The sequence below is a fragment of the Pseudomonas sp. FW507-12TSA genome, from assembly GCF_058781435.1.
In genome coordinates, this window is sequence record NZ_JBYSWT010000016.1 from 84548 (window position 1) to 110978 (window position 26431).

The window sequence follows — 26431 nt, forward strand, 5'->3', positions numbered from 1 at the left end:
AACCATGAACAAGCCAAGACTTTCCCTGCTGAGCCTGTCGCTGTTGCTGGCCCTGGGCGGCTGCGTCAACCGCGAGCCGCAACAGATGCCGGTGCAGATCCTCAGCGCCCCGGCCGACCAGGCCCAGCTCACCGAGGTCATGCCCATCGAACAGGTGCTGCGGCCCCAGGACGTGCTGGACGTGATCTTCCATATCGGCACCACCAGCCAGCAGCGCTACCTGGTGCAACCGGGCGACCAGGTGGACATCAGCTTCCTTTCCGCCCCGGAACTGGGGGGCAACAAGCTGGTGCTGCCCGACGGCAGCATCGACATGCCCTATATCGGCAACATCCAGGTCGCCGGGTTGTCCGCCGAGCAGGCCCGCCAGGCCCTGCAAGCACAGTACGCCAAGGTGCTGAAGAAACCGCAGATCACTTTCTCGATCTCCCACGCCATGGCCCAGCTGGACAACCTGCGTACCAGCCTGACCAACCCGGCCACCGGCCTGAGCCGCGAGATCGTGGTCGGCTCCGATGGCCGCGCGAGCTTCCCGCTGCTGGGCAGCCTGTCGCTGCAGGGCAAGAGCCTGAGCGAGCTGCAGAGCCTGATCAACCAGCGCTACGCCAAGGAGGTGGGACAAGTCAGCGTCGACGTGCTGCTCAAGACCACCGCCGCCAACGAGGTGTTCGTCATGGGCGAAGTCGGCCAGCCGGGCGCCTACCCGGTACGCCGGCCGATCTCGGTGCTCGAGGCCCTGACCCTGGCCAAGGGCGCAGGCCCCACCGCACGCCTCGACTCGGTGGTGATCATGCGGCGCAAGGGCAACCAGGTGGAGGCCCGGGTCTACGACGCCGACGCCGCGCTGGACGGCAAGGCGCTGCAATTCGCCTATCTGCAGCCGGACGACATGCTCTACGTGCCCAAGACCCGCCTGGCCAAGGCCGGTGCGCTGAGCAAGCAACTGGCCGACGTGATCATGTTCCAGGGTGTCGGCTTCAGCTTCGGCTACCGCGTCGACAACAAAGAATCGAATAACAACTGAGTTCGCCTCGATGACCAAGATCGAAAACTACCTGCACGAGTTTCTCCTCGTGTTCTTCGTCAATCGGCGCCTGATCAAGCGGGTATTCCTGGGCTTCGCCCTGCTGGCGCTGCTCTTGCCGCTGGTGCTCAAGCAGAGCTTCGAGATCACCGCGGAAGTCATAGTGCAGTCCAAAAAGCTGTCGCAGACCGATGCCAACACCGTGCTCACTCCGGACAACGACAAATTCATCCCGCCATCGCTGGCGGACATGGAGACCGAGAGCAACATCCTGCGTTCGCCGACCCTGATCCGCGACACCATCGGCCAGTTGCGCGACGAGGGCCTGTTCGGCGGCAACGAGGGGTTGCTCGCCAGATTGCTGTTCAACCCCCTGCGCGATGGCGTGATCAATCCACTGCGCAATCATGTGATCAACCCGGTGCGCGGCTTCTTCGGCCTGGCGGTGGACCCGGTGCGCGATACCAGCCTGGACGCGTTCACCAACCAGGCGGTCAAGGACCTGAAGATCGGCACCCTGCCCGGCTCCAACGTGATCTCCATCGTCTACAGCAGCCCGTCCGCGGCCGAAGGCACGCGCTTCGTCGAACGCCTCTTGGCCAACTACCTGAAGAACCGCCAGGACCTGCAATCCAACGAACTGCCCGAAGCCTTCTATGAACAGAAGAAGGCCCAGTACCAGTCGCGCCTGGATGACCTGGAAGGCAAGCGCCAGGCACTGCTGGAAGCGGCCCACGCCTCCGACCCCAAGGAGGAAATCACCTTCCGCCTGAACGCCATCAACACCGAGGAGCAATCGCTCAACGGCTATCGCGACCAGGCCCTGGAGAACCAGCGTCGTCTCGACTACTTGCAGAAGAGCCTTGCCGCCGCGCGCAAGGCCGGCTTGACCGACTACACCTTCCCCTTCGCCTTCGCCAACACCGTGGACAACGTGGCGTACGAGGATCGCGAGATCAAGCAACTGGGCGAGCAACTGACCAACCTGGTGGGCCAGTACGGCGTCACCGCCGATACCTACCGCGCCGACAGCGTACCGATGCAGCAACAGCGCGAGCAGATCGTGCGGGCCCGGGCGCAATTCCTCAAGGTGGTGGAGAATCGTGTTCGCGAACGCAGCAGCGAGTTGCAGATCACCCAATCGGTGATTGCCCAGAAGACCACCCGCATCAACGACTACAAGGCCCGTGTACGTGACTTGCAGGAGGTGCTGAGCAAGCTGCGCCAACTGGATACCGAGATCGACGCCCTGCACAAGGCGTTCTTCACCTATACCCAGCGCTATGAGGAAAGCCGCGGCGAACGCCTGATCAGCGGCGAGCTGTCCAACGCCCGGGTGCTCAGCCAGCCCTACGAGCCTAGCGAAGCGGCCTTTCCCAAACCGATGCTGATCATTCCCCTGGGCCTGCTCACCGGCCTGCTGCTGGCCATCGCCCTGGGTTATGTCTACGAGTTCTTCGACCATCGCTTCAAGCATCCGGCCCAGGTCAACGACCACCTCGGCCTGCCGGTGCTGATGGTCCTCAATGCGATCGAACAACCCCAGGTCAACCCCTACCCGCGCTGGACCTGGCGTTGGGCCTGGCATTGGGCCAAGCAGTGAGCAACCTGAACATGGCCGCGCAACCCATCGTGCACCTGATCCACAGCGGCGGTTTCTACGGTGCCGAACGCATGTTGCTCGATCACTGCCTGGTCACCCCCGGGCAGCACCGGGTGGTGTTCCTCGACGCCCCGCCGGCGCTGTTGCAGCGCTTCACCGAAGCCGGCGTGACCTGCCACAACTGTCGCGGCCTCAAGTCCTTGCTGGCGCACCTGCGCCAGCAACCCGGGCTGCTCAACGCACACAATTTCAAGGCCCAGGTGTTCGCCTGGATCTGTGCCCGGCGCCTGCGCTTGCCATTGGTCCTGACCCAGCATGGCTTCACGCCCAGGAGCCTGAAGCAGAAGCTCTATACCTGGACCAGCCTGCGCCTGTGCCGCAGCCGCCAGGTACGTCGCGTGGCCTGCGTCGCCCAGAGCATCGCCCGCCTGCACCTGGCGGCCGGGGTGGCGCCAAGCAAGCTGCAAGTGATTGCCAACGGCCTGCCACAGCCGCTCCCGCCCCGCACGACCAACTACGAGGGACCGCCCTCGAGCGAGCCCCAGGTGCGCCGGGACGAAATGGAGCCCCTGGTGGGTTTCGTCGGCCGCCTGAGCGAGGAAAAGGGCCCGGATCTATTCCTCGACGCCCTGGTCGCCCTGTGCCGGCAACGCCCGCAGCTCAAGGCGGTACTGCTGGGTGACGGCGAGCAGAACCAGGCCCTGCGCCAGCGCATCGACGCCGAAGGCCTGTCGCTGCGCATCCTGTTGCCGGGTTACCAGCAAGACATGCAACCCTGGCTGCGACGCCTCAATGTCCTGGTGATCAGCTCGCGCACCGAAGGCACGCCGATGATCCTGCTCGAAGCCATGCAAGCCGGCACGCCAGTCGCCGCGTTCGCCGTGGGCGGTATTCCCGATGTCCTGCAGCACCGGCACAACGGCCTCTTGGCCAACCCCCTGGACAGTGCCGAACTGGCCCGGTGCATCGGCGAGCTGCTGGACGATCCGGCCCTGGCGCAGACCCTGGCCGAGGCCGCACGCGCTACCCAGCGCGAGCATTACCACCTGCCGACCCTGGCCCGTAGCTGGGACGAGCTGTATCGCCTGGCCAGGGAGGCCGACCCAGCATGATCGCCGCCCCTGTTCTCGACCTGTTCCTGGGCCTGGCCGCCCTGGCCCTGCTGGCCAGCCCCTGGCCATTCCTGGCCCCCCTGGTGGTGGTCGGCCTCGCGGGCCTGGCCGTGCTGTATCGGCGTCCGGGCTGGGGCCTGCTGGGCATCTGCGCCCTGGTGCCGTTCGAAGGCCTGTTCAAGGACAGCGCCTTTTCCGGGGCCAAGCTGCTGGGCGCCTCGCTGATCCTGATCATGCTGTTCAAGTTGCTGTTGCGGCACATTCCCGATACCCGCCTGGGCAGCAATCTATGGCGAGCCCTGGGCCCCTTCCTGCTGTGCCTGCTGTTGAGCCTCATGTACAGCGAGAACCTGGCCGTGTCCCTGGACAGCCTGCGGGAGCTGGCGGTGGGCCTGGTGCTGTTCTTCGTCACCTTGCTGATCGCCCGGGAGACCAACCTGCTGATGCTCTGCCGCTTGCTGGCGGTGAGCGTGGCCATCACTTGCGTGATCGCGCTGGTCTCGGCCAAGTACCAGGTGGGAGGCCGGGCCATCGGCCTGCTGCAAGACGCCAACTACTTCGCCCTGCTGATCGCCATGGCCGTGCCGCCGGCGATCCTCCTGGCCCTGCGCGCGCCCTGGTGGCCGCTACGGCTGTTCTGGATCGCCATCGGCCTGACCCTGATGGCCGGCATGACCAAGACCGACTCGCGCTCCGGATTGCTGGTAGTGCTGTTCACCATCGCCATCGGTGCCTGGCACTACCGCGACCGACTCAAGGGCCTGCGACCCAAGCACCTGGGCTTCGCCATGTTCGCCGTGGCGATCTTCGTGCCCCTGGGCATCGCCGCCTTGCCAGCGGACTACGTGGCGCGGATCAAGTCCCTGAGCATGCTCAAGTCCGGTGCCCATTCCGAGGACACCTCCCTGGGCCGGCGCACCTCCTACCTGGTCGTGGGCGGGCAGATGATCCGCGACAACCCGCTACTGGGTTCGGGCCTGGGCACCTTCCCCGTGCACTATGCGCAGACCGGCTTCGCCAGCGGCTTCTCGGAGAACCTCAACGAGCCCGACCTGTATCGCCGGGCGCACAACACCTACCTGGAACTGTTCAGCGAGCTGGGGATTCCCGCGGGCCTGAGCTTCGTCGCGCTGATGCTCATGGGCCTGCGCAACTTCGAGCGCGCGCGCCAGGCATTCCTCGCCCGGGGCGCCCGGGAACAGGCCGACATCGCCACCCACCTGGGCCTGAGCCTGTTGGCGCTGGCGGTGTTCCTGCTGTTTCTCAGTGCACCGAACCACAAGTACCTGTGGATCTTCCTCGCCCTGTCCAGCGTGCTGCGCCGTCAAGCCGAGGACAGCCGATGAGCGGCTACCGCGGGCCTGAGCGCCGCAGGTCCCCGGGCAGCGGCGTTCGCCAAGCTCGCCGGCAAGGCGAACGCGACTTCAACCCAATCCGGCCAAGGGAGGCAAAGATGCACAGGATCAGCGTGATCGTGCCCATGTACAACGAGGCCCGGCACATAGGCCGGACCCTGGACAGCGTGCTGCGCGCGGCCCGGGTGGCGGGTGTCGACTGCGAACTGATCGTGGTCGACAACGGCTCCATCGACCAGGGCCCGCAACAGGCTCGCGAGATGGGCGCCCGGGTACTGCTGTGCCCGGGCCTGAACATCGGCGCCCTGCGCAACCGCGGGGCCGCGGTCGCCAGCGGCGACAGCCTGGCATTCCTCGATGCCGACATCGAGGTGCCCGAGAATTGGCTGCAACTCTGGCAACTGGCCCAGGGACAACGAAGCGCCGAGGTCTTCGCCCTGGATTGCGCCGCCCCCAGCAGCGCGCCGTGGTTCGCCCGGGCCTGGCAGCGACGCAGCCTGGCCGCCGGGACCCAGGCCCGCCTGCTGCACTGGATGCCCACCCCCAACCTGTGCCTGGAGCGGGCGTGGTTCGAGCGCGTCGGCGGTTTCGACGAGCAACTGCGCACCGGTGAGGACAAGGACTTCGGCCTGCGCCTGCACGCCGCCGGCGCCCGGCAACTGAGCCTGCCCCGGCCCCAGGTGCTGCATTGGGGCTTCGAGGGCAGCTGGCGCGAATGGGCTGCCAAGGAGCGCTGGCGCCAGGGCAGCCATGTGCAATTGCTCAAGGCTGGCGGAGCAAGCCCGCGCCTGCTGCGCTTCCCCCTGCTGTGCCTGGCTTGCGCGCTGCTCAGCCTGCTGGCGCTGGGCGCCCTGCTCCTGGGCCGGGCCGACAGCGCCCTGCTGTACCTGGCTGCGGGCGCGCTGGCGCCGCTGGTTCTGGCCCTGCGCCAGGGCCTGCGCCAGCGCGATCCGCTGTTCGTCCTGCAGCTCTGGTTGCTGCACTGGGTTCGCCTGCATCTGGGGGCCCTGGCCCTGGTGCAGGGTCTGTTCAACCGTTTTGTCGTGAGGCCCGACCGTGGCTAAGACTCTTTTCTGGCTCTGCCTGTTGCTGCCCATCTACGCCTGGATCGGCTACCCGCTGCTGCTGGCCCTGCTCAGCCGCTTCGTGCGGCCAAGGCCTGAGCTGTCCGGCCAGCCACTGTCGGTCAGCGTGATCATCGCCGCCCACAACGAAGGCCCGCACATCGAGCACAAGCTGCGTACCCTGCTGCTCCAGGACTACCCGGCTCCCGACTTGCAGATCATCCTCGCCAGCGATGGTTCCAGCGACGATACCGTAGCCATTGCCCTGGCCGTGCGCGACCCGCGGATCGTGGTCCTGGACCTGCCCCGGGTGGGCAAGGCCGGGGCCCTGAACGCCGCCGTGGAGTTGGCCCGCAACGACATCCTGGTGTTCACCGACGCCGACAACCAATGGTCCACCGACACCCTGGGCAAGCTCCTGGCGCCCCTGGGCGATCCGCAGGTCGGTGCGTGCGGCGGGCACATGATCATCCCCCGGCCCGGGCATAACCTGAGCCTGGGCGACAGCCTGTACCGCCACTATGAAGCCTGGGTACGCCAGGCGGAGAACCGCACCGGCTGCATGGTATCCGCCGACGGCGCGTTGCTGGCCCTGCGCCGGGAGCTGTTCCAGAGCATTCCGGCCGAGGTCAACGATGACTTCTTCATCAGCACCTGCGCCCCGGTCGCGGGCAAGCGCATCGTCTATGTGGAAGAAGCCCAGGTCCTGGACCAGGGCGTGGACGAGGCCGGCAAGCAATACCGCCGGCGCCTGCGAGTCACGGTGGGCGGCCTGCAGAGCCTGGCTCAGCGTCGGCAACTGATGAATCCCTGGCGCCATGGCGCCTATGCCATCGCCCTGATCAGCCACAAGCTGATCCGCCGCCTGGCTCCGGTCCTGTTGCTGCCGCTGCTGCTGGCCAACTTGCTGCTGTGGAATGCCGGGGTCTTCTACAGCCTGTGCCTCATCGCCCAGCTGCTGGGCTATGGCGCCGGCGTGCTGGGTCTTCTGGACCGCAGCGGATGCTTGCCCAAGGTGTTTCGCCTGGCCGGTTTCGTCCTGGTGACCCTGGCCGGCATGAGCATGGGCCTCTGGCAATTTCTCCGCGGGCAGCGCTATGCCCTGTGGAACCCACAACAGAATCGCTGACATGACCTTCAAACTAGTCCTCAAGCGCCTGCTGGGCAGCGCCTACCTGCACAGTGCCGGGCGTTCGCGCCTGGGCGAGGCCGGGGCGGTGCTGATGCTGCACCGGGTACTGGTCGACTCCAGCGCCGCGGCCAAGCCCCATCGCGCGCCCCTGTGCGTCGGCCAGACCCAGTTCGAACAGTTGCTGCGCTGGCTGCGCCGGCATTTCGACTGCGTGCCGCTGCAGCAACTGCTGGAATTGCCTGGTGGCGACCGGCCGCGTGTGGCGCTGACCTTCGACGATGGTTGGCGCGACAACGCCGAGGTGGCCTACCCGGTCCTGGAGCGTTACGAGGTGCCGGCCAGTATTTTCCTGTCCACCGACTTCATCGGCAGCCCGCAGGGCTTCTGGTGGGAGTCGATCGGCGAAACCCTGTGGCGACAGGCCGGCGCCGCAGCTGGCCAGCCATTGCTGGAGCGCCTGCGCGCCCTGCAACTGACGCCACCGCTGGAGCTGCTGCAGGCTGGCGACAGCGATGCCCGCAGTCGCCTGCTCGGCGGCTATCTGCAGCGCCTCAAGCGACTGCCTGCGACCACCCTGCAGCAACTGGCCGACACCTGCCCGGCAGGCGCCGCGCCGCACGCCATGGACTGGACCCAGGTCAAGCACCTGGAACGCTCGGGACTGGTATCCTTCGGCCCCCATGGCGCCAGCCACGGCATCCTCACCCAGCTTGAAGACGCGGCCCTGCGCACCGACCTGCAACGCTCCCATGACACCCTGCGCAAACGCTGCCAGGCGCCCCTGCAAATCTATTGCTACCCCAATGGCGACCACGACCCCCGGGTGCGGGCCGCCGTATCCGCGCTGGGCTATCGCTATGGCCTGGGCACCCGGCCCGGCCTGATCGAGGCCAGTGGCAACGCCTGGCTGGCTCTGCCGCGCATCGACGTCAGCCATGCCAGCGCCGCCCACCCCGGGCTCCTGGCCTGGCGCCTGTGGCAGGGAGCCCGGGCATGAAGCGCGGCGGCTATCTCTGGCACCTGGCCCTGAGCATGGGCACCCGCTTGGCGATGATCGGCCTGCGCCTGCTGCGCAATGTGCTGCTGGCGCGTCTCCTGGGTCCGGCGGACCGCGGCCTGTTCGCCCTGCTCAGCACCCTGCCGGACCTGATCGCCGCGCTCACCAGCGGCGGTCTCAACACTGCGGTGGGCTACGAGGCGGCACGCCAGCGGCCCATGGGCCTGTTGCTGACCCAGGTACTGGTCTATGGCTGCCTGCTGGCCAGCCTGCTGACCCTGGCGGGCCTGGCGCTGATCAATACCCTGGGCAGCCAGTGGGAACTGAGCCTGCAACTGGGCGACCTGGCCTGGCTGTTGTTGCTGGCGGTGCCGCTCACGGTGCTCAAGAGCGGACTGCTGACCCTGCACAACGCCGACGGCCGGGTCGAAGCCTTCAATGGCCTGCGGCTGCTGGAGTCCCTGGTGCCGCTGCTGCTGTTCGTCGGCCTGTGGTGGATCTGGCGCGAGCAACCGCTGGCCGCGGCGCTGGGCGGCTGGCTGGGCGGTACGCTGCTGGTGGTCGTGGTGGGCTGGTGCTGGCTGCGGCGCTGGCACGATATGCGCCTGCGCTGGCAGACCGGACAGCAGCGCGAACTGTTGCGCTACAGCGCCCAGAGTCACCCCGGCGTGCTGGCCCAGCAATTGATGCTGCGCTCGGACTACCTGTTCATCGGCGCCCTGCTCGATCCGGCGGCCCTGGGCTGGTATGCCATGGCCAGTGCCGCTGCCGAGCTGCTGTTGATCATTCCCGAGGCGGTGACCACTCCCCTGATGAAACGCCTGCTGCAACAAGGCAGCGGCATCGAGCAACTGACCGCCCTGGCGCTGCGCCTGACCGCCACGGTCATGCTGCTGGCCTGCCTGGGCATGGCGTTGATCGGCCAATGGTTGATCGTGACCTTGTTCGGCGCCGCCTATGCCCCGGCCTACAGCGCCCTCTTGGCATTGCTGCCGGGCCTGTTCGGCCTGTGCTACGCCAGCATCTTGCGCCTGGACCTGCTGGGCAAGCAGCGCCCCGGCGCCCTGTCGCTGCTGATGGGCGGCGGCGCCCTGTTGAACCTGGCGCTCAACGCGCTGCTGATTCCACGGCTGGGCATCGTCGGTGCCGGCCTGGCCTCGTCCATCGCCTACCTGGCGGTGAGCCTGGTGATGCTCGGCCTGTACTGCCGCCTGAGCGGCGTGGCCTGGTATCGCACCCTGATTCTGCTGCCTGCGGACGTGACTTACGTACGCCAGCTACTGCGCCCCAAGGAAAAGGCCTGATGAAACCCCGTTCCCTGATTGTCCTGCTGCTACTCACGGCGCCCGCCCTGCAGGCGGCCCCCATGCAATGGGGCGATATCCGCGATGGCAGCCTGTACCTGCAGGCCAGCGTCACCGATACCCTGCACCTGCGCTGGAGCCCGGCCTGGCAAAGCGACGCCAACCAGGAACAGCTGTACCTGGTCGGTCCCGATGGCCAGCTGCGCCAACAAGTGGATATCCCGGCCGACCAGGCCTACGGCCAGGACAGCATCCTGCTGCCCGCCGCCAGCGGCGACTACCGGCTGCAAGTGCCCGGCTACAGCTTCCGCAACTTCAGGATCGGCCATGACAGCGCCACCCAGGCCCAGTTCGAACCCACCAAGGTGCATTTCAGCGCCGACGTGCCCGACGGCACCGAGCTGTACTTTCGCGTTGCCGCCGGTGAACGAGCGGTGCTCGCAGGCAAGTACCACGGTGGTGTGAGTGTGTTGCAAGCGGTGCGCCTGAGCGACGGGGCGAAGGTCCGGCTGGGGCTCGAGACCCACGATCAATACCCGCAATTCGACCAGGCCGAACTGCCGCTGGCCGAGCGCGACGAAGTCTGGCGCCTGTCCATGGGCGGCTCCGGCAAGGTCGGCTTCTGGCTCGACGGCACCGCCAACCTGTTCGCCCAGGACCTGCGCCAACTGCACCCCTTGCAATGGACCCCAGGGCACGTGGAACTGAACCTGCACCCACAACTGGCCGGCCCCAGCCCGCACCTGGGCGTGGCCCTGCCCTACGCGCAACCGCCGCAGTCGACCTTCGAGCTGCTGCGAGCCCTGGGCCCCCGGGCCGCCAACTTCTACAGCTTCGTCGACGTGATCAAGGCCGAGCCCGAGCGGGAAATCGCCTTTCGCAGGCTCTACCGCGAGACCTTTGGCGTGGACCGCGATATCACCCTGCTGGCGGGGGCCGGGCGCAGGCCGGTACTGGAAGCCAGCCCGCAAACCCTGGCCGGCCTCGATGCCTGGCTGGACGACAGCACGCGGTTGGGCAAGCAGGGCCTGCATTACCTGGCGTTCGCCGATGAACCCAACCTCAACTATCCGAGCTACGCCGCCTTCGCTGCCTATTTCAGCCAGATGCTGGAACGCGCCAAGGCCCATCCCGAGGCCCGGGCCGCCGGGGTACGCATCGCCATGCCGGTGAGCTCGCGCCTGCTGGACGGACCGTTCCGGGTCGGCGCCGGCCAGCGCCGGGGGATCGACTGGGCACGCAAGCTGCTGGCCGAGCATGGTCCGGACATCGACGCCCTGGCCTGGCACGAATGGATGGTGCGCGACCTGCTGGCCACCCGCCGCTACCGCGCCAGCGTGCGCGCCGCCGCCGACCTGGTGGGCCTGGACGACCAGGGCCGGCCACGCAAGGCATTGCTGCTGAGCCAGACCAATATTTCCAGCGGCCCGGACCTCAGCCCCTACCAGCAAGACACGCATTACGCCGGCCTGTGGTGGGCCTCGGTGGTGTTCAACGCGTCCCAGGATGGTTTGCTGGAAATGCTCAACTGGTTCCAGGCCGCCGACGAGCCGGAGTATCCCAAGGGCATGCTGGCCCAGCACGGCGCCCGGCACTTTCGCCTCAAGCCGGTAGCCCTGGCCCAGCAGTTCCTCCAGCAGCATTGGCTGCTCCAGGTGCAAGTCCTGGACAACCCGGCCTTCGAGGTCGACGCCCTGGCCCTGCGCGACGGCCCGCGCCATAGCCTGCTGGGCGTGGCCAAGACTGCGCGCCGGCAGACCATCGAGGTCTCCATGCCAACCCACCACTGCCCGCCGGAACCGCAACTGACCTTGCTCGGCGCCGATGGCCAGGCCCGCCCCGCCAGCGTGCAGTGCGATTCGCAGCGGCTGGTGTTCCAGCTGCCCGGCGAGACCCTGTTTGCCTTGACCTGGAAAACCCTATGAGTCGCTTGACCGGCCTGTTGGCCAAGATCCGCCGCAAGGGCCTGCGCGGCAGCCTGCGAGTACTGCGCGAACGGTTCTTCTATTACCACTGGGAGCTGTTGACCCTGGAGCGCTCCCTGGCCCTGCCGGTGCCCTGTCCCATCGACCCCGCACGCTGGCCCCAGGTGCCCATCACCCGGGAGTTGCTGCCGGCCTTCGACAAGTACTTCAAGGCCCAGCTACCGGCCATTCGTGGCCTGCTGGACAAGGGCAGCCGGGGCAGCGCGCACCTGGATCACCAGGGCGACGTGATGATGATGGTGTGGATCAGCGAGCGCGATTACTACGACGACCAGTTGTACCGCTGCTGGATGCGCGTGCCACCGGGCTGCCTGTATCAGTTCGCCGGCGAATGCGCGCAGCCCTATCGGGGCTCGGGGGTGGTGATCCTTGCGCAGAAACTGCTCTGGGAGGAGTACCGCGAGCGCGGTTTCAAGAGCACCCGGGCCCTGGTCAACGTGCGCAACGAACCTGCGCTGAAGATGCACATGCGCCTGGGCTTCCAGGAGGTCGGCGAATCCCTGCATGTCTATTGCCTGTTGCGGTGCCTGCACTTCCATCGCCGCCGCCCCTATCACCAGACCCGCTTGCACCAGCTGCGACGCGGGCGCCTGCTGGATCAGCAAGCCGGCACGAAGATCGACCAGGAGCGGCCATGAACATGCGCTGGCAATGGTGCAGCGACCTCTCGGCGACGCAGTTCCCCGAGGCTGCCTATGAGCAATTGCGCGCCGCCACCGAGCAGGCCACGCCGTTCAATCGCCTGGGCTGGCTGCGCGGTGCGGCCCTGGCCCTGGCCCCAGGCCAGGCATTGCAGGTCCTGCTGGGTTGGCAGGAGCAGCGCTTGGTGCTGTGCCTGCCATTGGTGGCCGGCCGCGAAACCCGTGGGGGGCTGCCGCTGCGCGTGGTGCGCCACCTTGGACATCCGCTGAGCGATCGCCTGGCCTTGCTGGTGGCCGACAGCGCCCGGCACGCCATGCCCGAGGCACTGCGGCAAATCCGTCGGCGCCTGCCCCATGACCTGTTGCAACTGCATGAACTGGTGGCGGCCGACGAGCTGTTGGCACCCTGGCGCCAGGCCAGCAGCTACGCCGAGCAAACGCTGACTTGCCGGGTACCGGAGCACCTGATTGTGCCCGCCGATGCCGAGGAAGCCAGTGGCACCTTGCGCTACGAATTGCGCCGGGCCAGCAAGCGCTGTGCGCAGATTGATGCACGGATCATCCGCGTGGCGCCCAGGGCCGAGGGGGTCGACGAAATCCTGCAGAGGCTGTGCGAGGTCGAGCAGGCCAGCTGGAAAGGCACCGACGGCCTGGGGATCTTCTCCGGCGGGCCACGCCGGCAATGGATGTTCAGCGCCTTGCGCCAGCTGGCCGCCGAGGATTGCGTGCGGATCGTGCTGCTGGAGCACCAGGGGCGTTGCATCAGCTATCGCCTGGGCCTGCTGGAACGCGGCCGCCTGTACGACTACAACATCGCCTTCCTGGCCGACTACGCCAACCTGGGCAGCGGCCGCTTGCTGCTGGACGAATGGATCCGCTGGGGGCTGGAGGATGGCTGGCAATGGGTGGACGCCTCCCGGGTCAGTCTCAGCCGCTCCAGCCACCAGTTGCACGAACGCCTGAGCGGCCTGGTGGAACAGCAGCGCTGGAGCTTCTACAGCTGGCGTGCCCTGGGCCTGCTGGCGGGCCTGGGCGAACGCCTCTGGCAACGACTCAAACCTCATCTCAAGGCCTGGCGCGAACGACGCCAGGCCGCCGCCACAGCGAAGGTGCGCCCATGAAGGACTCACAGGCCAACGCGCCACGAGTGATAGTCAACGCCGACGACTTCGGCCTCGACCCGGACTACAACCAGCTGACCCTGCGAGCCTTCAAGAGCGGCGTGATCAGCTCCGCCACCTTGATGGCCAACATGCCGGCCTTCGAAGATGCCTGCCAACTGGCCCACCGGCATGAGCTGCTGGGGCGCATCGGCCTGCACTTCAACCTGACCTACGGCCCGGCCCTGAGCGCGGCGATCCGCCGACAACCGCTGTTCTGCGACGCCCAGGGCCAGTTCGACCTGAACCTGCCGCGCTCGACCCTGCGCCTGCCGCAGCCGGCGGCCGCCGCGGTGCTGCAAGAGCTTGAAGCACAGTGGGAGCGCTGCCTCGCCCAGGGGCTGCGGCCCAGCCATATCGACTCCCACCAGCACGTGCACAACCTGTGGCCGGTGGCGGCGATCGTCGCCCGCTTCGCCGCCCGGCAAGGGGTGCCGGTACGCCTGGCACGCAATGTCGGGAGCAATATCGGGCTGGTCAAATGGCTGTTCAAGACCGCCCTGAACCGGCGCATCCGCTGGTTGTCCGGCGCCAGTGCAGACTCGGTGTGCACCCCTAGGGACCTGCTGGAAGGCTTGCGCCCCGGGGGGGTGATCGAGGTGGTGGCGCACCCGACGCAATTGGCCGATGGCGATTTCGGCGACGACTACCTGCCGGCGCAACAATCGTTGGAGCGACTGCTGGCCCAGGCCTTGCCCGGATACCGGCGGGTCGCCTACAGCGAACTCTAGGAGGAGCGGTGATGGCCTGCGCAGAAGGGATGGTTTTCCCGGGCTGCGCGGCGGGCTAACCTTGGCGCCCTTTTTCCTGGTGCAAGGAATCGCCATGTCCTGGTCGTTTCGTCGTCTGTGCAGCCTGACCGCCCTGATCTGCCTGTTGCTGGCCCTGGCCTGGGGGCTCGCGCCAGGACTGCTGCTGACCCTCTGGGGCCTGGACTACAACCCGGTCGCGGGATTCGTCGCACGGCGCAACGCCCTGCTGTTCCTGGCGCTGGCGGTGATCTTCCATCAGTTTCGCGACGTGGGCCACAGCCCTGCCCGCCAGGCCCTGGGCAATGGCATGGCGATCGGCTGTTTCGCCCTTGCCGGGCTGGGGACCCTGGAGTGGCTCAATGGCAATGCCGGGGCGGGCATCTTCCTGGCGGTGGGTACGGAATTGCTGCTGGGCCTGGGGTTCGTCCAGGCCCGCAGGCTTACTTGAACGAGCGCGGTAGCGAGCGGCCCGAAGGACTCAATAATGCGCCCGCCTCAGCGGTACACCATGTCCGGAACCTTGGGCCAGGTCATGGCGCAGCCCGGCGATCAGCTCGTTGATTTCGCGACAGCCGTTGAGCTGCGCGGCGTCGATACCGGTGACCAGCAGGTCGACGCGATCGGGCTCATGTTCGCCGAACACCTTTACCGTCATCGACAGCTCGGGGCTCAGGGTGCATTGGCAGCGCTTGGGCAGGAAGCTGCTTTCGATGATGTTGCGCAGCTCCAGGGCAGATAGAAACATGGCGACTCTCTCCGTTGTTCGAGGCGGCCAATCGGCAGGCAGGCTGCCTGCGGGCGACGTCCGTGTTCGAGGGTTCCAGGCCCGATCCTGATTGTCCTTGTAGACGGGGCCAAGCTACAGACTATGCGGCTTTGCCGAGTCTGTTAAATTCGATTTGGCTCTGAGCAACGGCTTTTTCGGCCCGACTCGATGCACTTCCCCAACCGTCACCAGGAGCAGCGCCTTGATTACCTGCCACGTCAAATATGTGATCGATCCCTATCAACTGGCCGAGTTCGAAGCCTATGCCAAAGCCTGGATCGGCGTGGTGCAGCGCCTGGGCGGCAGCCACCATGGCTACTTCCTGCCCAGCGAGGGCGCCAGCAACATTGCCTATTGCCTGTTCAGTTTTCCCTCCCTGGCGCACTACGAGGCTTACCGCCAGGAAGCTCTTGGCGATCCGCAAAGCGTGGCGCTGGTGGCCTCGGTAATGGAGAAGAAATTCATCCTCAGCTACGAGCGCAGCTTCCTGCGCCGCCTGCTGTCCTGAACCCAGGCTGCGCCCGGCTCAGGCCGGCTGCGGCTGGTTGCACAGGGCGGCACGCTCGGCCACGTGGCGCAGGCTGTCGAAATTGATATTGGCCCCCGAGTCGATGGCCACCAGGGTCTGGCCGCGCGCGCCGGTCATGGCCACGTACTGCTTGATCCCGGCCACCGCCAGGGCTCCTGAAGGCTCGGTGATCGAGCGTGTGTCGTCGTAGATATCCTTGATGGCGGCGCAGAGCTGGTCATTGCTGACGCTGATCACCTGGTCCACGTGCCGCCGACAGATTTCATAGCCATGTTCGCCGACCTGGGCCACCGCGACCCCGTCGGCGAAGGTGCCGACCGAGGCCAGGGTCACCCGCTTCCCGGCGGCCAGTGACTGCTGCAGGCAGTTGGAGTGCTCGGACTCGACCCCGACGATGCGGATTTCCGGCCGCAGGTATTTCACATAGGCGGCGATCCCGGCGATCAGCCCGCCGCCGCCCACCGGGACGAAGATCGCATCCAGCGGCCCCTGTTGCTGGCGCAGGATCTCCATGGCCACCGTGCCTTGCCCGGCGATCACATGGGGATCGTCGAACGGCGGCACGAAGGTGCGCCCGCTGCGCTCGGCCAGCTCCAGGGCATGGGCCAGGGCGAAGGGAAAGCTCGGGCCGTGCAGCAGCGCGTCACCGCCACGGCTGCGCACCCCCAGGACCTTGAGCTCTGGGGTAGTCTCGGGCATGACGATGGTGGCCTGGATCCCCAGCTCCCGCGCCGCCAGGGCCACGCCCTGGGCATGATTGCCGGCAGAGGCGGTGATCACCCCGCGCTGCTTCTGCTCGCTGCTCAATTGCGCGAGGCGGTTGTAGGCGCCGCGAATCTTGAAGGAAAAGGTCGGTTGCAGGTCCTCGCGCTTGAGCAGGACCTGGTTGCCCAGGTGCAGGGACAACGCCGGCGCCGCCTGCAATGGCGTGCAGATGGCCAGGTCATAGACCGGCGCGGCAAGAATCATCTTCACATAGCGCTCCAGCAGGGCCATGTCGGCACTCGGAGTGGGCGTTGGGCTGCGGCGGCTCATGATGGATCTCCTGGCGGTGTACGAAGCCCGGGAGACAGAGAGAAAAAACCCGCCTCCAGGGCGGGTTGGGTGCAGTCGTCAGCAAGCCCGCCAATGAGTAATGGCGGTAATAATGCTTGGCTGGGAACGAACGGCGGAAAAAGTCATGGACGGAAAATTAGCGAAATAATCGCCCCGTCGCAAGCACCCGGCAAAACAATCGCAACGGCCACTTGAGGTGAAATATACGAAACATATATGATCCGTATATTTCCCACAGAGAACCTACCGCGACATGGGTATCGTCAAGATCTCCGATGACCTGCACGAACAGATCCGCGTGGCCAGCGCCGCCATGGATCGCTCGATCAACGCCCAGGCCGAGTTCTGGATGAAGATCGGCCTGCTGGCCGAACTCAATCCGCACCTGGCCTACAACGACCTGATCAACAAGCTCTTGTTGAACAAACCCGACCTGCTCAGGGGCCGCGCATGACCCAGGCCCTGATCAAGACCGCCGATCAACTGGCACTGATGCGTGAATCCGGGCGCCTGCTGGCACAGGTGTTCACCTACCTCGACGGTTTCGTCGGCCCGGGCCTGTCGACCCTGGAGCTGGACGCTGCCGTGGAGCACTTCATCCGCCACGAGCTCAGGGCCCGCCCCGCCAGCAAGGGCCAGTACAACTATCCCTACTGCATCAACACCTCGATCAACGAGGTTGTGTGCCATGGCATGCCCCATTCCGAGGCCGTGCTCAAGGATGGCGACATCGTCAATATCGATATCACCCTGGAGAAGAACGGCTACATCGCCGACTCCAGCAAGATGTACCTGATCGGCAATGTCGGTCCACGGGCCCGGCACCTGGTGGATACCACCTTCCAGGCCATGTGGAACGCCATCCGCCTGGTACGACCCGGCGCCCGGCTCGGCGATATCGGCCATGCGATCCAGAGTCATGCCCAGGCCAACGGCTACAGCGTGGTCCGTGAGTATTGCGGCCACGGCATCGGCCGGCAGATGCATGAGGAACCGCAGGTCTTGCACTTCGGCCGGGCCGGCACCGGGCTGGAACTGCGCGAGGGCATGACCTTCACCATCGAGCCGATGCTCAACCAGGGCAGCGCCCGGGTTCGCGGTCTCAAGGATGGCTGGACCGTGGTCACCCGCGACCACGGCCTCTCCGCCCAATGGGAACACACCGTGGCGGTGACCCGAGACGGCTTCGAAGTGCTGACCCTGCAACCGCAATAGGCCTCAGCCAGCCCGTTCGCGGCGGCCCCCCAGCCGCCGCAACCCCAGGGCCATGCCAACCGCGGCCAGCAGCATCGCCAGCAACAGCAGCGAATAGGACAGCCACCAGGGAGTGCCAGCGGTCATCATGCTGAACTCGGACATGCCGCCGATGCTGGCGATCAGGTTCAGCGGCAGGAACACCACGTTGATCAGGGTCAGCTTGCGCAACAGCTGGTTGCTGCTGTTGTTCATCAGGTTGCCCCGGGCATCCATCAATCCGGCGAACACCGTGGAATAGATCTCCGCCTGTTTGTAGCACTGGTCGTTCTCGATGATCAGGTCGTCGATTCGGCCAATGGCCTGGCCGCAGAAGCGTTCCTTGGCGGCGTGGTTGCGCAAGCGGGTCAGCACCGCGCCATTGCTGCGCAGGGCATTGAGGTAGTGGATCAGGCTTTCGCTGAGGTTGAACATCTGCAACAGATGGCGATTCTCCAGGGTCTGGTTGAATTTCTGTTGCAGCTCGCGGGCCACCGCCTTGATCACCTTCAAGTGCCCCAGGTAGTGATGGATGTTGTTGAGCAGCAGGTCCAGCAGCACATCCTGGGGCGTGTGCAGGTCGTGCCTGGCGCCCAGGCCGTGCAGCGGCGTGTCGTCTGCGGCGATCACCAGCAATCGCTCCGGGGCGAACAGCAAGCCACAGGAAGACACCTCGAAAGACAGGCTGCCAGCACCGCAATAGTTCTCCGGGCGTTTCCAGATCAGGAACAGATAGTCGGGGTGAAACTCGATGCGCGAGACTTCGTCCGGGTCCAGCGCCGAGGCCAAGGCATGGGCATCGAGCTTGAACGCGCTGTGCAGCAGGTCGCGCTCGGCCAGGTCCGGATCGCTGAACAGCATGACCTGGGCCTCGAGGCCAGGCACCGGGCACAGGCCACCATGGCTCAGTCGATAGCTCTGGATCATCGCAACCTCACCAGGCCTGGCCACGCCGCTTGAGTTCGAGGCGGCGGACGAACTCCTCCAGCACCAGGCAATACAGGTCGTCCTGCAGGTAGGCATCCTCGACGCCGGCGTCGAGATTGGGGTTGTCGTTGACTTCGATCACCACCACCTTGTCGCCGGCCTGCTTGAGGTCGACCCCGTAGAGGCCGTCGCCAATCAGGTTGGCGGTCTTGACCGCCAGCTCCACCACGGCCCGTGGCGCCTCGTGGATCGCCAGGGTCCGGCATTCGCCGTTGATGTCCTTGCCCTTGGCCTTGTGGTTGTAGATCTGCCAATGGCCCTTGGACATGAAGTACTGGCAGGCGAAGATCGGTTTGCGGTTGAGTACACCGATGCGCCAGTCGTACTCGGTGTAGAAGAACTCCTGGGCCAGCAACAGGACCGAATGCTCGAACAGCTCGGCGGTGGCTTCCAGCAGCGCCTGCTGGCTCTCGACCTTGATCACCCCCCGGGAGAAACACCCGTCGGGAATCTTCAGCACCAGCGGAAAGCCCAGGCGCTCGCCCACCCGCTCGAAGTCCTGCGGTCGCTCCTTGTACAGGATCTCGGTAGCCGGCATTCCCAGTTGATGGCCCTTGAGCAGGTCGCTGAGGTAGACCTTGTTGGTGCAGCGCAGGATCGAAGCCGGATCGTCCATCACCACCAGCCCCTCGCTCTCGGCCTTCTTGGCGAAGCGATAGGTATGGTTGTCGACACTGGTGGTTTCACGGATCAACAAGGCGTCGTATTCGGCCAGGCGCGTGTAGTCCTTCTTCTCGATCAGCTCCACATCGATCCCCAGCCCCTTGCCGACGCGAATGAAATTCTCCAGCGCCCGGGCATTGGAAGGCGGCAAGGCTTCCTGGGGATCATGGAGGATCGCCAGGTCATAACGGGCCAGGCGCCGGGAGCGCGGAACACGCCAGACCTTGCGACTAAAACTGTCCAGGGAGTTGGCGAACTGATCTTCCTGGTCTTCTCGCAACTTATGCAGGGCGCCGCACTTCACACCCTCGATATGCCAGCTGTTAGTTCGCTTGAAGTCAACTAACAAGATTGGACATGGAAACAACTCGAATATCTGCCGGGCCAACTCCTGCAAGGGCTCTATATGGGTCCGGCCGAAATACAGAGTCAGGGTAAAGCCTTCGGTATCGCTGTAGAGATGATGGCTCAAGGCCTTTTCCAGGGTCTTGTCCAGATCGTCGAGCGCCAGGCCGTAGAGGGCTTTGCGAGTCAGTTCGCTGATGGTCCGAACCGAGGGGATGACCCGGTGACCACGGGCCTCGGCCAGGAGCGAGCAGTAGTAGCCATGCCCCAGGTACTTGTAGCTGCGGCACAGGTTGATGACCTGGACCCGCTTGCCCGGGGCGCTTTCGCAGCTGTGCTCCAGGTACTCCTGGGCGGTGAGGATATCTTCACTGGGGAAATACGAGGCCCAGTCTTCCTTGCGCTCGACAATGATGATGACCTGGCTGGAAACTTTATCGATTGCCGACAAATAACTTTTCGAAGTGATTGCCGCCGGCAAACTTTGCCCGGATACTTCTGGCCAATGATTTTGTACCGCTGACATAAAGTTCGATCTCGCTGAAGAAACCTGACCCTTTCTATTAAGCACGAACTTTTTTTGAAGTCTCGTTTCATTACGCAACTTTTACGGCGGTCATATGGATCTTGTCTTTCGCACTGCAACCCCCGACGACCTGGCGGCCCTGGTGGAGCTGGAACAGCAATGCTTCACCAGCGACCGCCTGACCCCGCGCAGCTTCCAATGGATGATCAGCCGCGCCCACGGGCAGTTGCTGGTGGCCCAGCACCAGGAGCGGTTGCTGGGTTACGCCCTGGTGCTGTTTCACCGCGGCACCTCCCTGGCGCGCCTGTACTCCATCGCCATCGCTGCCGATGCCCGGGGGCTGGGCCTGGGCAAGCGCCTGCTGCAACGCATCGAGGACTGCGCCCTGGCCCACGACTGCGCCTACCTGCGCCTGGAGGTGCGCAGCGACAATCCCACGGCCATCGCCCTCTACGAACGCCACGGCTATCGACGCTTCGCCAGGCTCCACGACTACTACGAGGACCATGCCGACGCCCTGCGCCTGGAAAAACGCATCCGCGAGCATCGTGAGACCCGCAGTATCCGTGTGCCCTACTACCAGCAGACCACCGACTTCACCTGTGGCCCGGCCTGCCTGCTGATGGCCATGGCCGCGTTGCAACCGAGCCGACTGCTGGAGCGCCGGGAGGAGCTGCAGATCTGGCGCGAGGCGACCACGGTCTTCATGACCGCCGGCCACGGTGGCTGCAGCCCCCAGGGTCTGGCCTTGGCGGCTTGGCGCCGGGGCTTTGGCGTACGCTTGCAGGTCAACAGCGCCGGGCCGCTGTTCCTCAACGGCGTACGCGACGAGCATAAAAAAGACGTCATGCGCCTGGTCCACGACGAGTTCTGCAAGGCATTGGATGCCAGCGACGTACAGCAGGTGCTCGGCGGACCGCTGGAGCTGCCGCGCCTGCTGGACGACGGCGGCCAGCCATTGGTGCTGATCAGCAGCTATCGACTGACCCGCTCCAAGGCGCCCCATTGGGTGATGGTCACCGACTGCGACCAGGACTTCGTCTACCTGCACGACCCCGACGTCGACCATAGCCAGCATCGCCAGGCTATGGATTGCCAGCATCTGCCGGTGAGCCACCGGGAGTTCGAAAAGATGTGCAGCTTCGGCAGCAGCAAGCTGCGGGCCGCCGTGGTCCTCTATTCACGCCAGCCCGCGCAAGGTGCCTGAGGCTTACTCCAGGCCGAGTCGGTACAGGGCGCCCTGGTCTTCGTCGGTGAGGACGTACAGATAACCGTCGGGGCCTTGGCGCACGTCGCGGATACGCGCCTTGAGCTCGCCCAGCAAACGTTCTTCATGCACGACGCGATCGCCATCGAACTGCAGGCGGATCAGTTGCTGGCTGCTCAAGGCACCAATGAAGGCGCTGTGTTGCCAGGGCTTGAAGCGATCAGCGGCGTAGAACGCCAAGCCACTGATGCCCGGCGACTTTTCCCAGACATGCTGCGGCGCCACCGTGCCCGGGGCGGTCTGCCCGCCTGATTCGGGGATCGGCTGGCCCGAATAGTCGATGCCATGGGTCGCCAGGGGCCAGCCATAGTTCTTGCCCCGCTCGATGATGTTCAGCTCGTCACCGCCTTTGGGGCCATGCTCGCCTTCCCACAGCGTCCCGCTCCAGGGGTTGAGCGCCGCTCCCTGGGGATTGCGTTGGCCGTAGCTCCAGATTTCCGGACGCACACCGGCCTGGCCAACGAAGGGATTGTCCTCTGGGACCCGGCCATCGGCGTACAGGCGCACGACCTTGCCCTGGAGCTTGTCCAGGTCCTGGGCGGTGGGCCGCACGTTGTTCTCTCCCAAGGTAATGAACAGATAACCGTCGCGATCGAACACCAGCCGCGAGCCGAAATGGTTGCCGGTGGAAAGCTTCGGTTCCTGGCGGAAGATCACCTGGAAGTCCTTGAGCCCACTGCCATCCTCGGCCAGTCGGCCACGGCCCACTGCGGTGCCGGCAGTATCGCCCTGGCCGCCACCTTCGGCGTAAGACAGGTAGACCAGGCGGTCCTGGGCAAAATCCGGCGACAACGCCACATCCAGCAAGCCGCCCTGGCCTTGGGCCCACACCTTCGGTACGCCACTCAAGGGCGCCGAGAGCTTGCCGTCGGGGCTCACCAGGCGCAGGTTGCCCGGCCGTTCGGTGACCAGCATGCCCTGGCCATCCGGCAGGAACGCCAGGGCCCAGGGATGGTCCAGGCCTTGCACCACCGGGGCCAGGCTCAAGGTGCCGAGCTCACTGGCGAATCTCTGCTTGTCGACGGCCAGGGCCGGTATGGCGCTAGCCAGCAGGACGCTGGTGCACAGGGTGGTGAACAGGCTTCTACGCAACATACTGGGTTCCTTGTACGGATCGAGGGGCTTCCCTGGTGGCCGCTGGTACAGCGCCCCCTGGCAAGGCCGTGGGCTTCTCAGCGCCGGTTACCGTTGGCGTCGTAGCTGGGGGCTGGCAAGCGTGGATCGGGGTTGGGCCGTTGTACCCCACCACGAGGATAGCCGTTGCCGATCCCGCCGTTCTCCAGAGTGGGGGCTGGGCTCGAGGGCACAGTCCCGGGGCCGCGCACTGGCGGGTTGGCGGGCTGGGTGCCTTGCATGCTGTTGGGATTGGCCCGACGAATCGGGTTGCTGTAGGGATCGTTATTGCCGCTGTTGGGCAGGTTCTGCGCCAGTTGCCAGGTGCCCACCACCTGGCCGGATGGCTCCGGGGCGGCCCAGGCGGTACCGGCGGCCCAGGCCAGGACAAGGAATGCGGCAAGGCCGCGAGCCGGACTGTTCATGACAGATCTCCTCGGGAGCGAAGGTATCGGATTCGATTCCACGCTACGCCCGGGGTTCGGCTTTGTTAATCAAATAATCTTGAGGGAGATGTAACGCCCGGTGTCCACGGGAGGATGCGGGCACCGGGAATGGCGGGACTCTTCAGGGCCGGTGCAAGCCTGGCCACTGAAGAGCTCACAGGTAGCGGGGGGTAATCAGATGTAGATGAACAGCAACAGCAGTGCGGCGAAGATCGCCCACTTTTCCAGGTAGTAGCGCGCGCGATTGCGTTTTTTCAGTTCTTTGCCCCGTAGGCGGATCTTGTACAGCCGATTGAAGGCCCGGTTCAGGCCGCCAGTCTTGTCGCCTGCATCGTTGGGCGAGCCGGCCGCCGACATCACGGTGCGGCTGAACCAGCCATTGAACGCCGCGGCCCAGCGGTATTTCATCGGCCGCTCGACGTCGCAGAACAGGATGATGCGGTTTTGCTCGGTGGTGTTTTCCGCATAGTGGATATAAGTCTCGTCGAACATCACCGCTTCGCCATCGCGCCAGTGGTAGCGCTCGCCGTCGACCTCGATGTAGCAGCCTTCGCTATTGGGCGTGGACAGCCCCAGATGGTAGCGATAGGAACCGGCATAGGGATCGCGATGGCGAACCAGCTTCGAGCCTGGGGGCAGCTCGGCGAACATCGCGGCCTTGATCGAGCCGATGCTCTGTACCAGCTCGGTGGTCCGCGGGCACAGCTTCATCGCCGAAGGATGGCTGTCGCCGTACCACTTGAGATAGAAACGCTTCCAGCCGGTCTTGAAGAACGAGTTGAAACCCACGTCGTTGTACTGGTCGGAGCGCTTGATCTCGCCGGCCTGCAGCAGGTTCTGCCCCTCGGCACGGATCTCTTCCCAGTGCTCCTTGAGCTTTTCCATTTCGGGGAAGTCCGCCGGGTCCAGGTACGGCCGGTTCGGATGCTTGGAGAACAGGTAGAGGAAGCAGTTGATCGGCGCCAGGAAGGTGGAGTGGTCACTGAGCTGGCGACCCAGTTTGTGGCGCACTCGCCCCCGCAGGTGTACGTATGCAATGGATAGAACGTATACAGCGGCAATGATGAGTTTCACGGAAATCGTCACACGTCAGAAGGGAACATGCTGCGCCTCCACAAACCCGCTGGGCCGGAGGCAAATGGCAGCGTCTGAATTGAAAAAGCGTGACTGGCGATACTCTCCGTCGCCAGTCCGGCTCTCGGCATCTGGCCGTCGGCAGGCATTTTAGCCACAGTTTGTAACCAAGGGTTAATCCAAATTTGTGAAAAGCTGCGGAGACTTTGTAGTCGCGCTGCGTTAATTGCGGCAGGTTTTGACGTAGCTCAACGGACAGCCGCTTTGCGTCCTGACGGCTCACGACTGCTGTGTGCGTGGCATGGGACAGCGTATGCTGCGCGCCATCAACCGCCCTCACCTGGCAAGGATCGCCCGAACCATGCTCCCGCCACGCTTCCCGACGCTGGTACTGCTGCCCGGAATGGACGGCACCGGCCGCCTGTTCGAACCACTGCTCAAGACCCTGGACCCTGACGTGCCAGTGCAGGTGCTGGACTATCCCGCCAACCTGCCGCTGGATTATCCCGCCCTGCAAGAACGGGTCTGGGAGCAGTTGCCCAAGGATCGGCCATTCGTGCTCCTGGGAGAGTCCTTCTCCGGCCCGGTGGCGGTGAGCCTTGCCGCACGCAAGCCACCTGGCCTGCTGGGCCTGGTGCTGTGCGCCAGTTTCGTGCGCAACCCGCGCCCCGCCTTGAGCCCCCTGATGGGGCTGCTCAAGCTCGTATCCCTGCATCATTTGCCGTCGTGGCCCATGGCTGCCCTGCTGCTGGGCAGGTTTTCCACCCCGGGACTGCGTACAGCCCTGGCCGGGGCCATAGCCCAGGTAGCGCCATCGGTGCTGCGGGCACGCCTGCTGGCCGTGCGTGATATGGACTGCAGCGCGGCATTGGCCGCCTCGCAGTTGCCGCTCATGTACCTGCGCGCCCGCCAGGATCGACTGGTGCCGGCAGCGGCGGCAGCCTTGGTCCTGCAACTGCGCCAGGATGCCCAGGTGATCGAGATCGACGGCCCCCACTGCCTGCTCCAGGCGGCGCCGGCAGAGGCCGCGCAGCATCTGCGGCATTTCATCCAGGCGCTGCCAGGCCTCCAGTACCAAGAGCCGGCACTGGTTCACCGCTGACCGCGAATGGTCCAGGGAATGGCGCAGGCGGCCAGCACCACCAGGATGCAGATGCCATGGAAGGACCGGACCAGGCCCACCGCGTGGGCGGCATAACCTACCAGGGCCGGGCCCAACAGGACCCCGAGATAACCCAGCATGCTGGCGGCCGCGATCGCATGGGGCGCAGGCATCGCTTGCTGGCGACCAGCCAGGGAAAACAGCACCGGCACCACATTTCCTGCCGCGAGCCCGGCGATGGCGATACAGGCTAATACCACCAACAGATTACTGGCCCAAGCAGCCAGCCCCAGCCCTGCGGCGGTGATCAGGAAGCCCGCCAGCAGCATCGAACGCTCCCCTATGCGAGCGACGATCCGGTCGCCGACCAGGCGGCTCAGGGTCATTGCGCAAGCGAACAAGGAGTAACCGGCGCCGGCGAGCCCGACATCCAGTCCTTTGTCCTGGGCCAGCAGTAAAGCACTCCAATCGAGCATGGCGCCCTCGGCCAGGAAGATCACCATGGCCAGGAGCCCCAGAACCACCACTATCCCCTTGGGCAGGACCAGCAATGGAGCCTTCTGGCCAGTCTCGCTGGCCAGGAAGCCCGGAACAGCCACTACCAGGCAACAGGCGATGACCAGGGCGGCCACGCTGGCTGCCAGGGCCGGGCTGGCCCCGGCGGCGATCGCAGCCGTCACCGCCACGGCTCCCAACAGGCCACCAATGCTGTAGAGGCCGTGGAACAACGACATCAGCGGGATATTGGCGATCTTCTGCACCTGGGTCCCGTGGATGTTGGCCACCACGTCGATAGCCCCGATGGACGCACCGAACAGCAACAGGCACAGGCCCAGGGCCATGGGCGTAGCAACGATGGCCAGCAGTGGCAAGGCAACCACCAGACCGATCCCGCCGGCCAGGATCAGCGCCCGGCACCCCAGGCGTCCCGCCAGCGCGCCGGCACCGGGCATGCCAATGATCGCCCCCAGTCCCAGGCAAAGCAGCAACGCACCGAGGGTCGCTGGATCTGCGCCAAGGCGCGCCTGGGCGAAAGGCACCAGGGGCGCCCATGAAGACAATGCGAACCCGGCCATGAAGAAAGACAGCTGAGTGGAGCGCTTGGGTGCGCCCAGGGCCGGAGCTTGCCCGCCCTCTTGCGTCAGTTGCGCGGCTGAATGTAATTGAATCTGCGACACGAGCGTTCCTCGGAATT

The 26431-nt window shown here is 65.5% G+C and carries 25 protein-coding genes and 1 pseudogene; 18 read left to right on the forward strand and 8 right to left on the reverse strand.

What is annotated here, in order from left to right; genetic code table 11:
• Window positions 1-4: 4 nt before the first annotated feature.
• From AC3WK8_RS16760 to AC3WK8_RS16820, 13 genes are all read left to right on the forward strand, one after another.
• Window positions 5-1024: a polysaccharide biosynthesis/export family protein gene (locus tag AC3WK8_RS16760; protein WP_022644538.1), complete on the forward strand. Its 1020-nt coding sequence runs from the start codon at window positions 5-7 to the stop codon at window positions 1022-1024.
• Window positions 1025-1034: 10 nt separating this feature from the next.
• Entirely contained in the window at window positions 1035-2627 is a 1593-nt protein-coding gene (locus AC3WK8_RS16765; RefSeq protein ID WP_022644539.1) for a GumC family protein, read from the forward strand.
• An 11-nt stretch (window positions 2628-2638) separates the two neighbouring features.
• Complete coding sequence (locus AC3WK8_RS16770) at window positions 2639-3739, forward strand: glycosyltransferase family 4 protein (protein ID WP_178088023.1); 1101 nt, start codon at window positions 2639-2641, stop codon at window positions 3737-3739.
• The gene (locus tag AC3WK8_RS16775) at window positions 3736-5085 is read left to right on the forward strand and encodes an O-antigen ligase family protein (protein ID WP_103325299.1); all 1350 of its coding nucleotides are present in this window, start codon (window positions 3736-3738) and stop codon (window positions 5083-5085) included. The genes AC3WK8_RS16770 and AC3WK8_RS16775 overlap by 4 nt, the downstream gene beginning before the upstream one ends.
• A gap of 107 nt (window positions 5086-5192) precedes the next feature.
• Window positions 5193-6158 (forward strand): glycosyltransferase family 2 protein, encoded by a 966-nt coding sequence (locus AC3WK8_RS16780; RefSeq protein ID WP_103325300.1) that lies wholly within the window; start codon window positions 5193-5195, stop codon window positions 6156-6158.
• Entirely contained in the window at window positions 6151-7287 is a 1137-nt protein-coding gene (locus AC3WK8_RS16785; protein ID WP_085597595.1) for a glycosyltransferase family 2 protein, read from the forward strand. Before AC3WK8_RS16780 ends, AC3WK8_RS16785 begins: the two co-directional genes overlap by 8 nt.
• Before the next feature lies 1 nt (window position 7288).
• Window positions 7289-8287, forward strand: a complete 999-nt coding sequence (locus tag AC3WK8_RS16790) for a polysaccharide deacetylase family protein (RefSeq protein ID WP_103325301.1) — start codon at window positions 7289-7291, stop codon at window positions 8285-8287.
• The gene (locus AC3WK8_RS16795; RefSeq protein ID WP_103325302.1) at window positions 8284-9591 is read left to right on the forward strand and encodes a lipopolysaccharide biosynthesis protein; all 1308 of its coding nucleotides are present in this window, start codon (window positions 8284-8286) and stop codon (window positions 9589-9591) included. Before AC3WK8_RS16790 ends, AC3WK8_RS16795 begins: the two co-directional genes overlap by 4 nt.
• Window positions 9591-11516: a hypothetical protein gene (locus AC3WK8_RS16800; RefSeq protein WP_103325303.1), complete on the forward strand. Its 1926-nt coding sequence runs from the start codon at window positions 9591-9593 to the stop codon at window positions 11514-11516. Before AC3WK8_RS16795 ends, AC3WK8_RS16800 begins: the two co-directional genes overlap by 1 nt.
• Entirely contained in the window at window positions 11513-12214 is a 702-nt protein-coding gene (locus AC3WK8_RS16805) for an N-acetyltransferase (protein ID WP_085597591.1), read from the forward strand. Before AC3WK8_RS16800 ends, AC3WK8_RS16805 begins: the two co-directional genes overlap by 4 nt.
• On the forward strand, window positions 12211-13338 hold the full coding sequence (locus AC3WK8_RS16810; protein ID WP_103325304.1) for a GNAT family N-acetyltransferase: 1128 nt from the start codon (window positions 12211-12213) through the stop codon (window positions 13336-13338). Before AC3WK8_RS16805 ends, AC3WK8_RS16810 begins: the two co-directional genes overlap by 4 nt.
• A complete protein-coding gene (locus AC3WK8_RS16815) occupies window positions 13335-14108 on the forward strand; it encodes a carbohydrate deacetylase (protein WP_103325305.1) in 774 nt (257 codons plus the stop codon). Before AC3WK8_RS16810 ends, AC3WK8_RS16815 begins: the two co-directional genes overlap by 4 nt.
• 94 nt (window positions 14109-14202) lie before the next feature.
• Complete coding sequence (locus AC3WK8_RS16820; RefSeq protein WP_103325306.1) at window positions 14203-14577, forward strand: hypothetical protein; 375 nt, start codon at window positions 14203-14205, stop codon at window positions 14575-14577.
• Between the two features lie 30 nt (window positions 14578-14607).
• Here AC3WK8_RS16820 and AC3WK8_RS16825 read toward each other — a convergent pair whose 3' ends face one another.
• Entirely contained in the window at window positions 14608-14874 is a 267-nt protein-coding gene (locus tag AC3WK8_RS16825; RefSeq protein WP_085597587.1) for a DUF1652 domain-containing protein, read from the reverse strand.
• Between the two features lie 223 nt (window positions 14875-15097).
• Here AC3WK8_RS16825 and AC3WK8_RS16830 point away from each other — a divergent pair, with 223 nt between their 5' ends.
• Window positions 15098-15403 (forward strand): NIPSNAP family protein, encoded by a 306-nt coding sequence (locus AC3WK8_RS16830; protein WP_103325307.1) that lies wholly within the window; start codon window positions 15098-15100, stop codon window positions 15401-15403.
• Window positions 15404-15436: 33 nt separating this feature from the next.
• Here the strand turns inward: AC3WK8_RS16830 and ilvA are convergent.
• A pseudogene (gene ilvA, locus AC3WK8_RS16835) lies at window positions 15437-16459 on the reverse strand (threonine ammonia-lyase, biosynthetic); the annotation flags it as partial.
• Between the two features lie 274 nt (window positions 16460-16733).
• On the opposite strand from ilvA, the gene AC3WK8_RS16840 reads away from it, so the two are divergent.
• Window positions 16734-16934, forward strand: a complete 201-nt coding sequence (locus AC3WK8_RS16840) for a ParD-like family protein (protein WP_022638858.1) — start codon at window positions 16734-16736, stop codon at window positions 16932-16934.
• Window positions 16931-17695 carry a type I methionyl aminopeptidase gene (gene map / locus AC3WK8_RS16845; protein ID WP_085597583.1) on the forward strand — a complete coding sequence of 255 codons (765 nt, stop codon included), beginning with the start codon at window positions 16931-16933 and terminating at the stop codon, window positions 17693-17695. Before AC3WK8_RS16840 ends, map begins: the two co-directional genes overlap by 4 nt.
• A gap of 3 nt (window positions 17696-17698) precedes the next feature.
• Here map and AC3WK8_RS16850 read toward each other — a convergent pair whose 3' ends face one another.
• Both AC3WK8_RS16850 and AC3WK8_RS16855 read right to left on the reverse strand, forming a co-directional pair.
• Window positions 17699-18640, reverse strand: a complete 942-nt coding sequence (locus tag AC3WK8_RS16850) for a magnesium transporter CorA family protein (RefSeq protein ID WP_103325309.1) — start codon at window positions 18638-18640, stop codon at window positions 17699-17701.
• Window positions 18641-18647: 7 nt separating this feature from the next.
• Window positions 18648-20234: a RimK family ATP-grasp domain-containing protein gene (locus tag AC3WK8_RS16855; protein WP_103325310.1), complete on the reverse strand. Its 1587-nt coding sequence runs from the start codon at window positions 20232-20234 to the stop codon at window positions 18648-18650.
• Window positions 20235-20328: 94 nt separating this feature from the next.
• Between AC3WK8_RS16855 and rimI the strand changes: the two genes are divergently transcribed.
• A complete protein-coding gene (rimI, locus tag AC3WK8_RS16860; RefSeq protein WP_103325311.1) occupies window positions 20329-21441 on the forward strand; it encodes a ribosomal protein S18-alanine N-acetyltransferase in 1113 nt (370 codons plus the stop codon).
• Window positions 21442-21444: 3 nt separating this feature from the next.
• Here rimI and AC3WK8_RS16865 read toward each other — a convergent pair whose 3' ends face one another.
• The 3 genes from AC3WK8_RS16865 to lpxO form a co-directional block, all read right to left on the reverse strand.
• Window positions 21445-22596, reverse strand: a complete 1152-nt coding sequence (locus tag AC3WK8_RS16865) for a PQQ-dependent sugar dehydrogenase (RefSeq protein WP_085597580.1) — start codon at window positions 22594-22596, stop codon at window positions 21445-21447.
• Between the two features lie 77 nt (window positions 22597-22673).
• Window positions 22674-23039 (reverse strand): hypothetical protein, encoded by a 366-nt coding sequence (locus tag AC3WK8_RS16870; RefSeq protein ID WP_085597579.1) that lies wholly within the window; start codon window positions 23037-23039, stop codon window positions 22674-22676.
• 195 nt (window positions 23040-23234) lie between these two features.
• Complete coding sequence (gene lpxO, locus AC3WK8_RS16875; protein ID WP_031319899.1) at window positions 23235-24134, reverse strand: lipid A hydroxylase LpxO; 900 nt, start codon at window positions 24132-24134, stop codon at window positions 23235-23237.
• Window positions 24135-24495: 361 nt separating this feature from the next.
• Here lpxO and AC3WK8_RS16880 point away from each other — a divergent pair, with 361 nt between their 5' ends.
• A complete protein-coding gene (locus AC3WK8_RS16880) occupies window positions 24496-25236 on the forward strand; it encodes an alpha/beta fold hydrolase (RefSeq protein ID WP_103325312.1) in 741 nt (246 codons plus the stop codon).
• Here the strand turns inward: AC3WK8_RS16880 and AC3WK8_RS16885 are convergent.
• The gene (locus tag AC3WK8_RS16885) at window positions 25227-26414 is read right to left on the reverse strand and encodes an MFS transporter (RefSeq protein ID WP_158250055.1); all 1188 of its coding nucleotides are present in this window, start codon (window positions 26412-26414) and stop codon (window positions 25227-25229) included. The genes AC3WK8_RS16880 and AC3WK8_RS16885 overlap by 10 nt on opposite strands.
• Window positions 26415-26431: the final 17 nt, after the last annotated feature.

What these genes read in the sequence shown, in the direction of transcription:
- AC3WK8_RS16760 (WP_022644538.1), top strand. Translation starts at nt 5, where the DNA reads ATGAACAAGCCAAGACTTTCCCTGCTGAGCCTGTCGCTGTTGCTGGCC.
- AC3WK8_RS16765 (WP_022644539.1), top strand. Translation starts at nt 1,035, where the DNA reads ATGACCAAGATCGAAAACTACCTGCACGAGTTTCTCCTCGTGTTCTTC.
- AC3WK8_RS16770 (WP_178088023.1), top strand. Translation starts at nt 2,639, where the DNA reads ATGGCCGCGCAACCCATCGTGCACCTGATCCACAGCGGCGGTTTCTAC.
- AC3WK8_RS16775 (WP_103325299.1), top strand. Translation starts at nt 3,736, where the DNA reads ATGATCGCCGCCCCTGTTCTCGACCTGTTCCTGGGCCTGGCCGCCCTG.
- AC3WK8_RS16780 (WP_103325300.1), top strand. Translation starts at nt 5,193, where the DNA reads ATGCACAGGATCAGCGTGATCGTGCCCATGTACAACGAGGCCCGGCAC.
- AC3WK8_RS16790 (WP_103325301.1), top strand. Translation starts at nt 7,289, where the DNA reads ATGACCTTCAAACTAGTCCTCAAGCGCCTGCTGGGCAGCGCCTACCTG.
- AC3WK8_RS16795 (WP_103325302.1), top strand. Translation starts at nt 8,284, where the DNA reads ATGAAGCGCGGCGGCTATCTCTGGCACCTGGCCCTGAGCATGGGCACC.
- AC3WK8_RS16800 (WP_103325303.1), top strand. Translation starts at nt 9,591, where the DNA reads ATGAAACCCCGTTCCCTGATTGTCCTGCTGCTACTCACGGCGCCCGCC.
- AC3WK8_RS16805 (WP_085597591.1), top strand. Translation starts at nt 11,513, where the DNA reads ATGAGTCGCTTGACCGGCCTGTTGGCCAAGATCCGCCGCAAGGGCCTG.
- AC3WK8_RS16810 (WP_103325304.1), top strand. Translation starts at nt 12,211, where the DNA reads ATGAACATGCGCTGGCAATGGTGCAGCGACCTCTCGGCGACGCAGTTC.
- AC3WK8_RS16815 (WP_103325305.1), top strand. Translation starts at nt 13,335, where the DNA reads ATGAAGGACTCACAGGCCAACGCGCCACGAGTGATAGTCAACGCCGAC.
- AC3WK8_RS16820 (WP_103325306.1), top strand. Translation starts at nt 14,203, where the DNA reads ATGTCCTGGTCGTTTCGTCGTCTGTGCAGCCTGACCGCCCTGATCTGC.
- AC3WK8_RS16825 (WP_085597587.1), bottom strand. Translation starts at nt 14,874, where the DNA reads ATGTTTCTATCTGCCCTGGAGCTGCGCAACATCATCGAAAGCAGCTTC.
- AC3WK8_RS16840 (WP_022638858.1), top strand. Translation starts at nt 16,734, where the DNA reads ATGGGTATCGTCAAGATCTCCGATGACCTGCACGAACAGATCCGCGTG.
- map (WP_085597583.1), top strand. Translation starts at nt 16,931, where the DNA reads ATGACCCAGGCCCTGATCAAGACCGCCGATCAACTGGCACTGATGCGT.
- AC3WK8_RS16850 (WP_103325309.1), bottom strand. Translation starts at nt 18,640, where the DNA reads ATGATCCAGAGCTATCGACTGAGCCATGGTGGCCTGTGCCCGGTGCCT.
- AC3WK8_RS16855 (WP_103325310.1), bottom strand. Translation starts at nt 20,234, where the DNA reads ATGTCAGCGGTACAAAATCATTGGCCAGAAGTATCCGGGCAAAGTTTG.
- rimI (WP_103325311.1), top strand. Translation starts at nt 20,329, where the DNA reads ATGGATCTTGTCTTTCGCACTGCAACCCCCGACGACCTGGCGGCCCTG.
- AC3WK8_RS16865 (WP_085597580.1), bottom strand. Translation starts at nt 22,596, where the DNA reads ATGTTGCGTAGAAGCCTGTTCACCACCCTGTGCACCAGCGTCCTGCTG.
- AC3WK8_RS16870 (WP_085597579.1), bottom strand. Translation starts at nt 23,039, where the DNA reads ATGAACAGTCCGGCTCGCGGCCTTGCCGCATTCCTTGTCCTGGCCTGG.
- AC3WK8_RS16880 (WP_103325312.1), top strand. Translation starts at nt 24,496, where the DNA reads ATGCTCCCGCCACGCTTCCCGACGCTGGTACTGCTGCCCGGAATGGAC.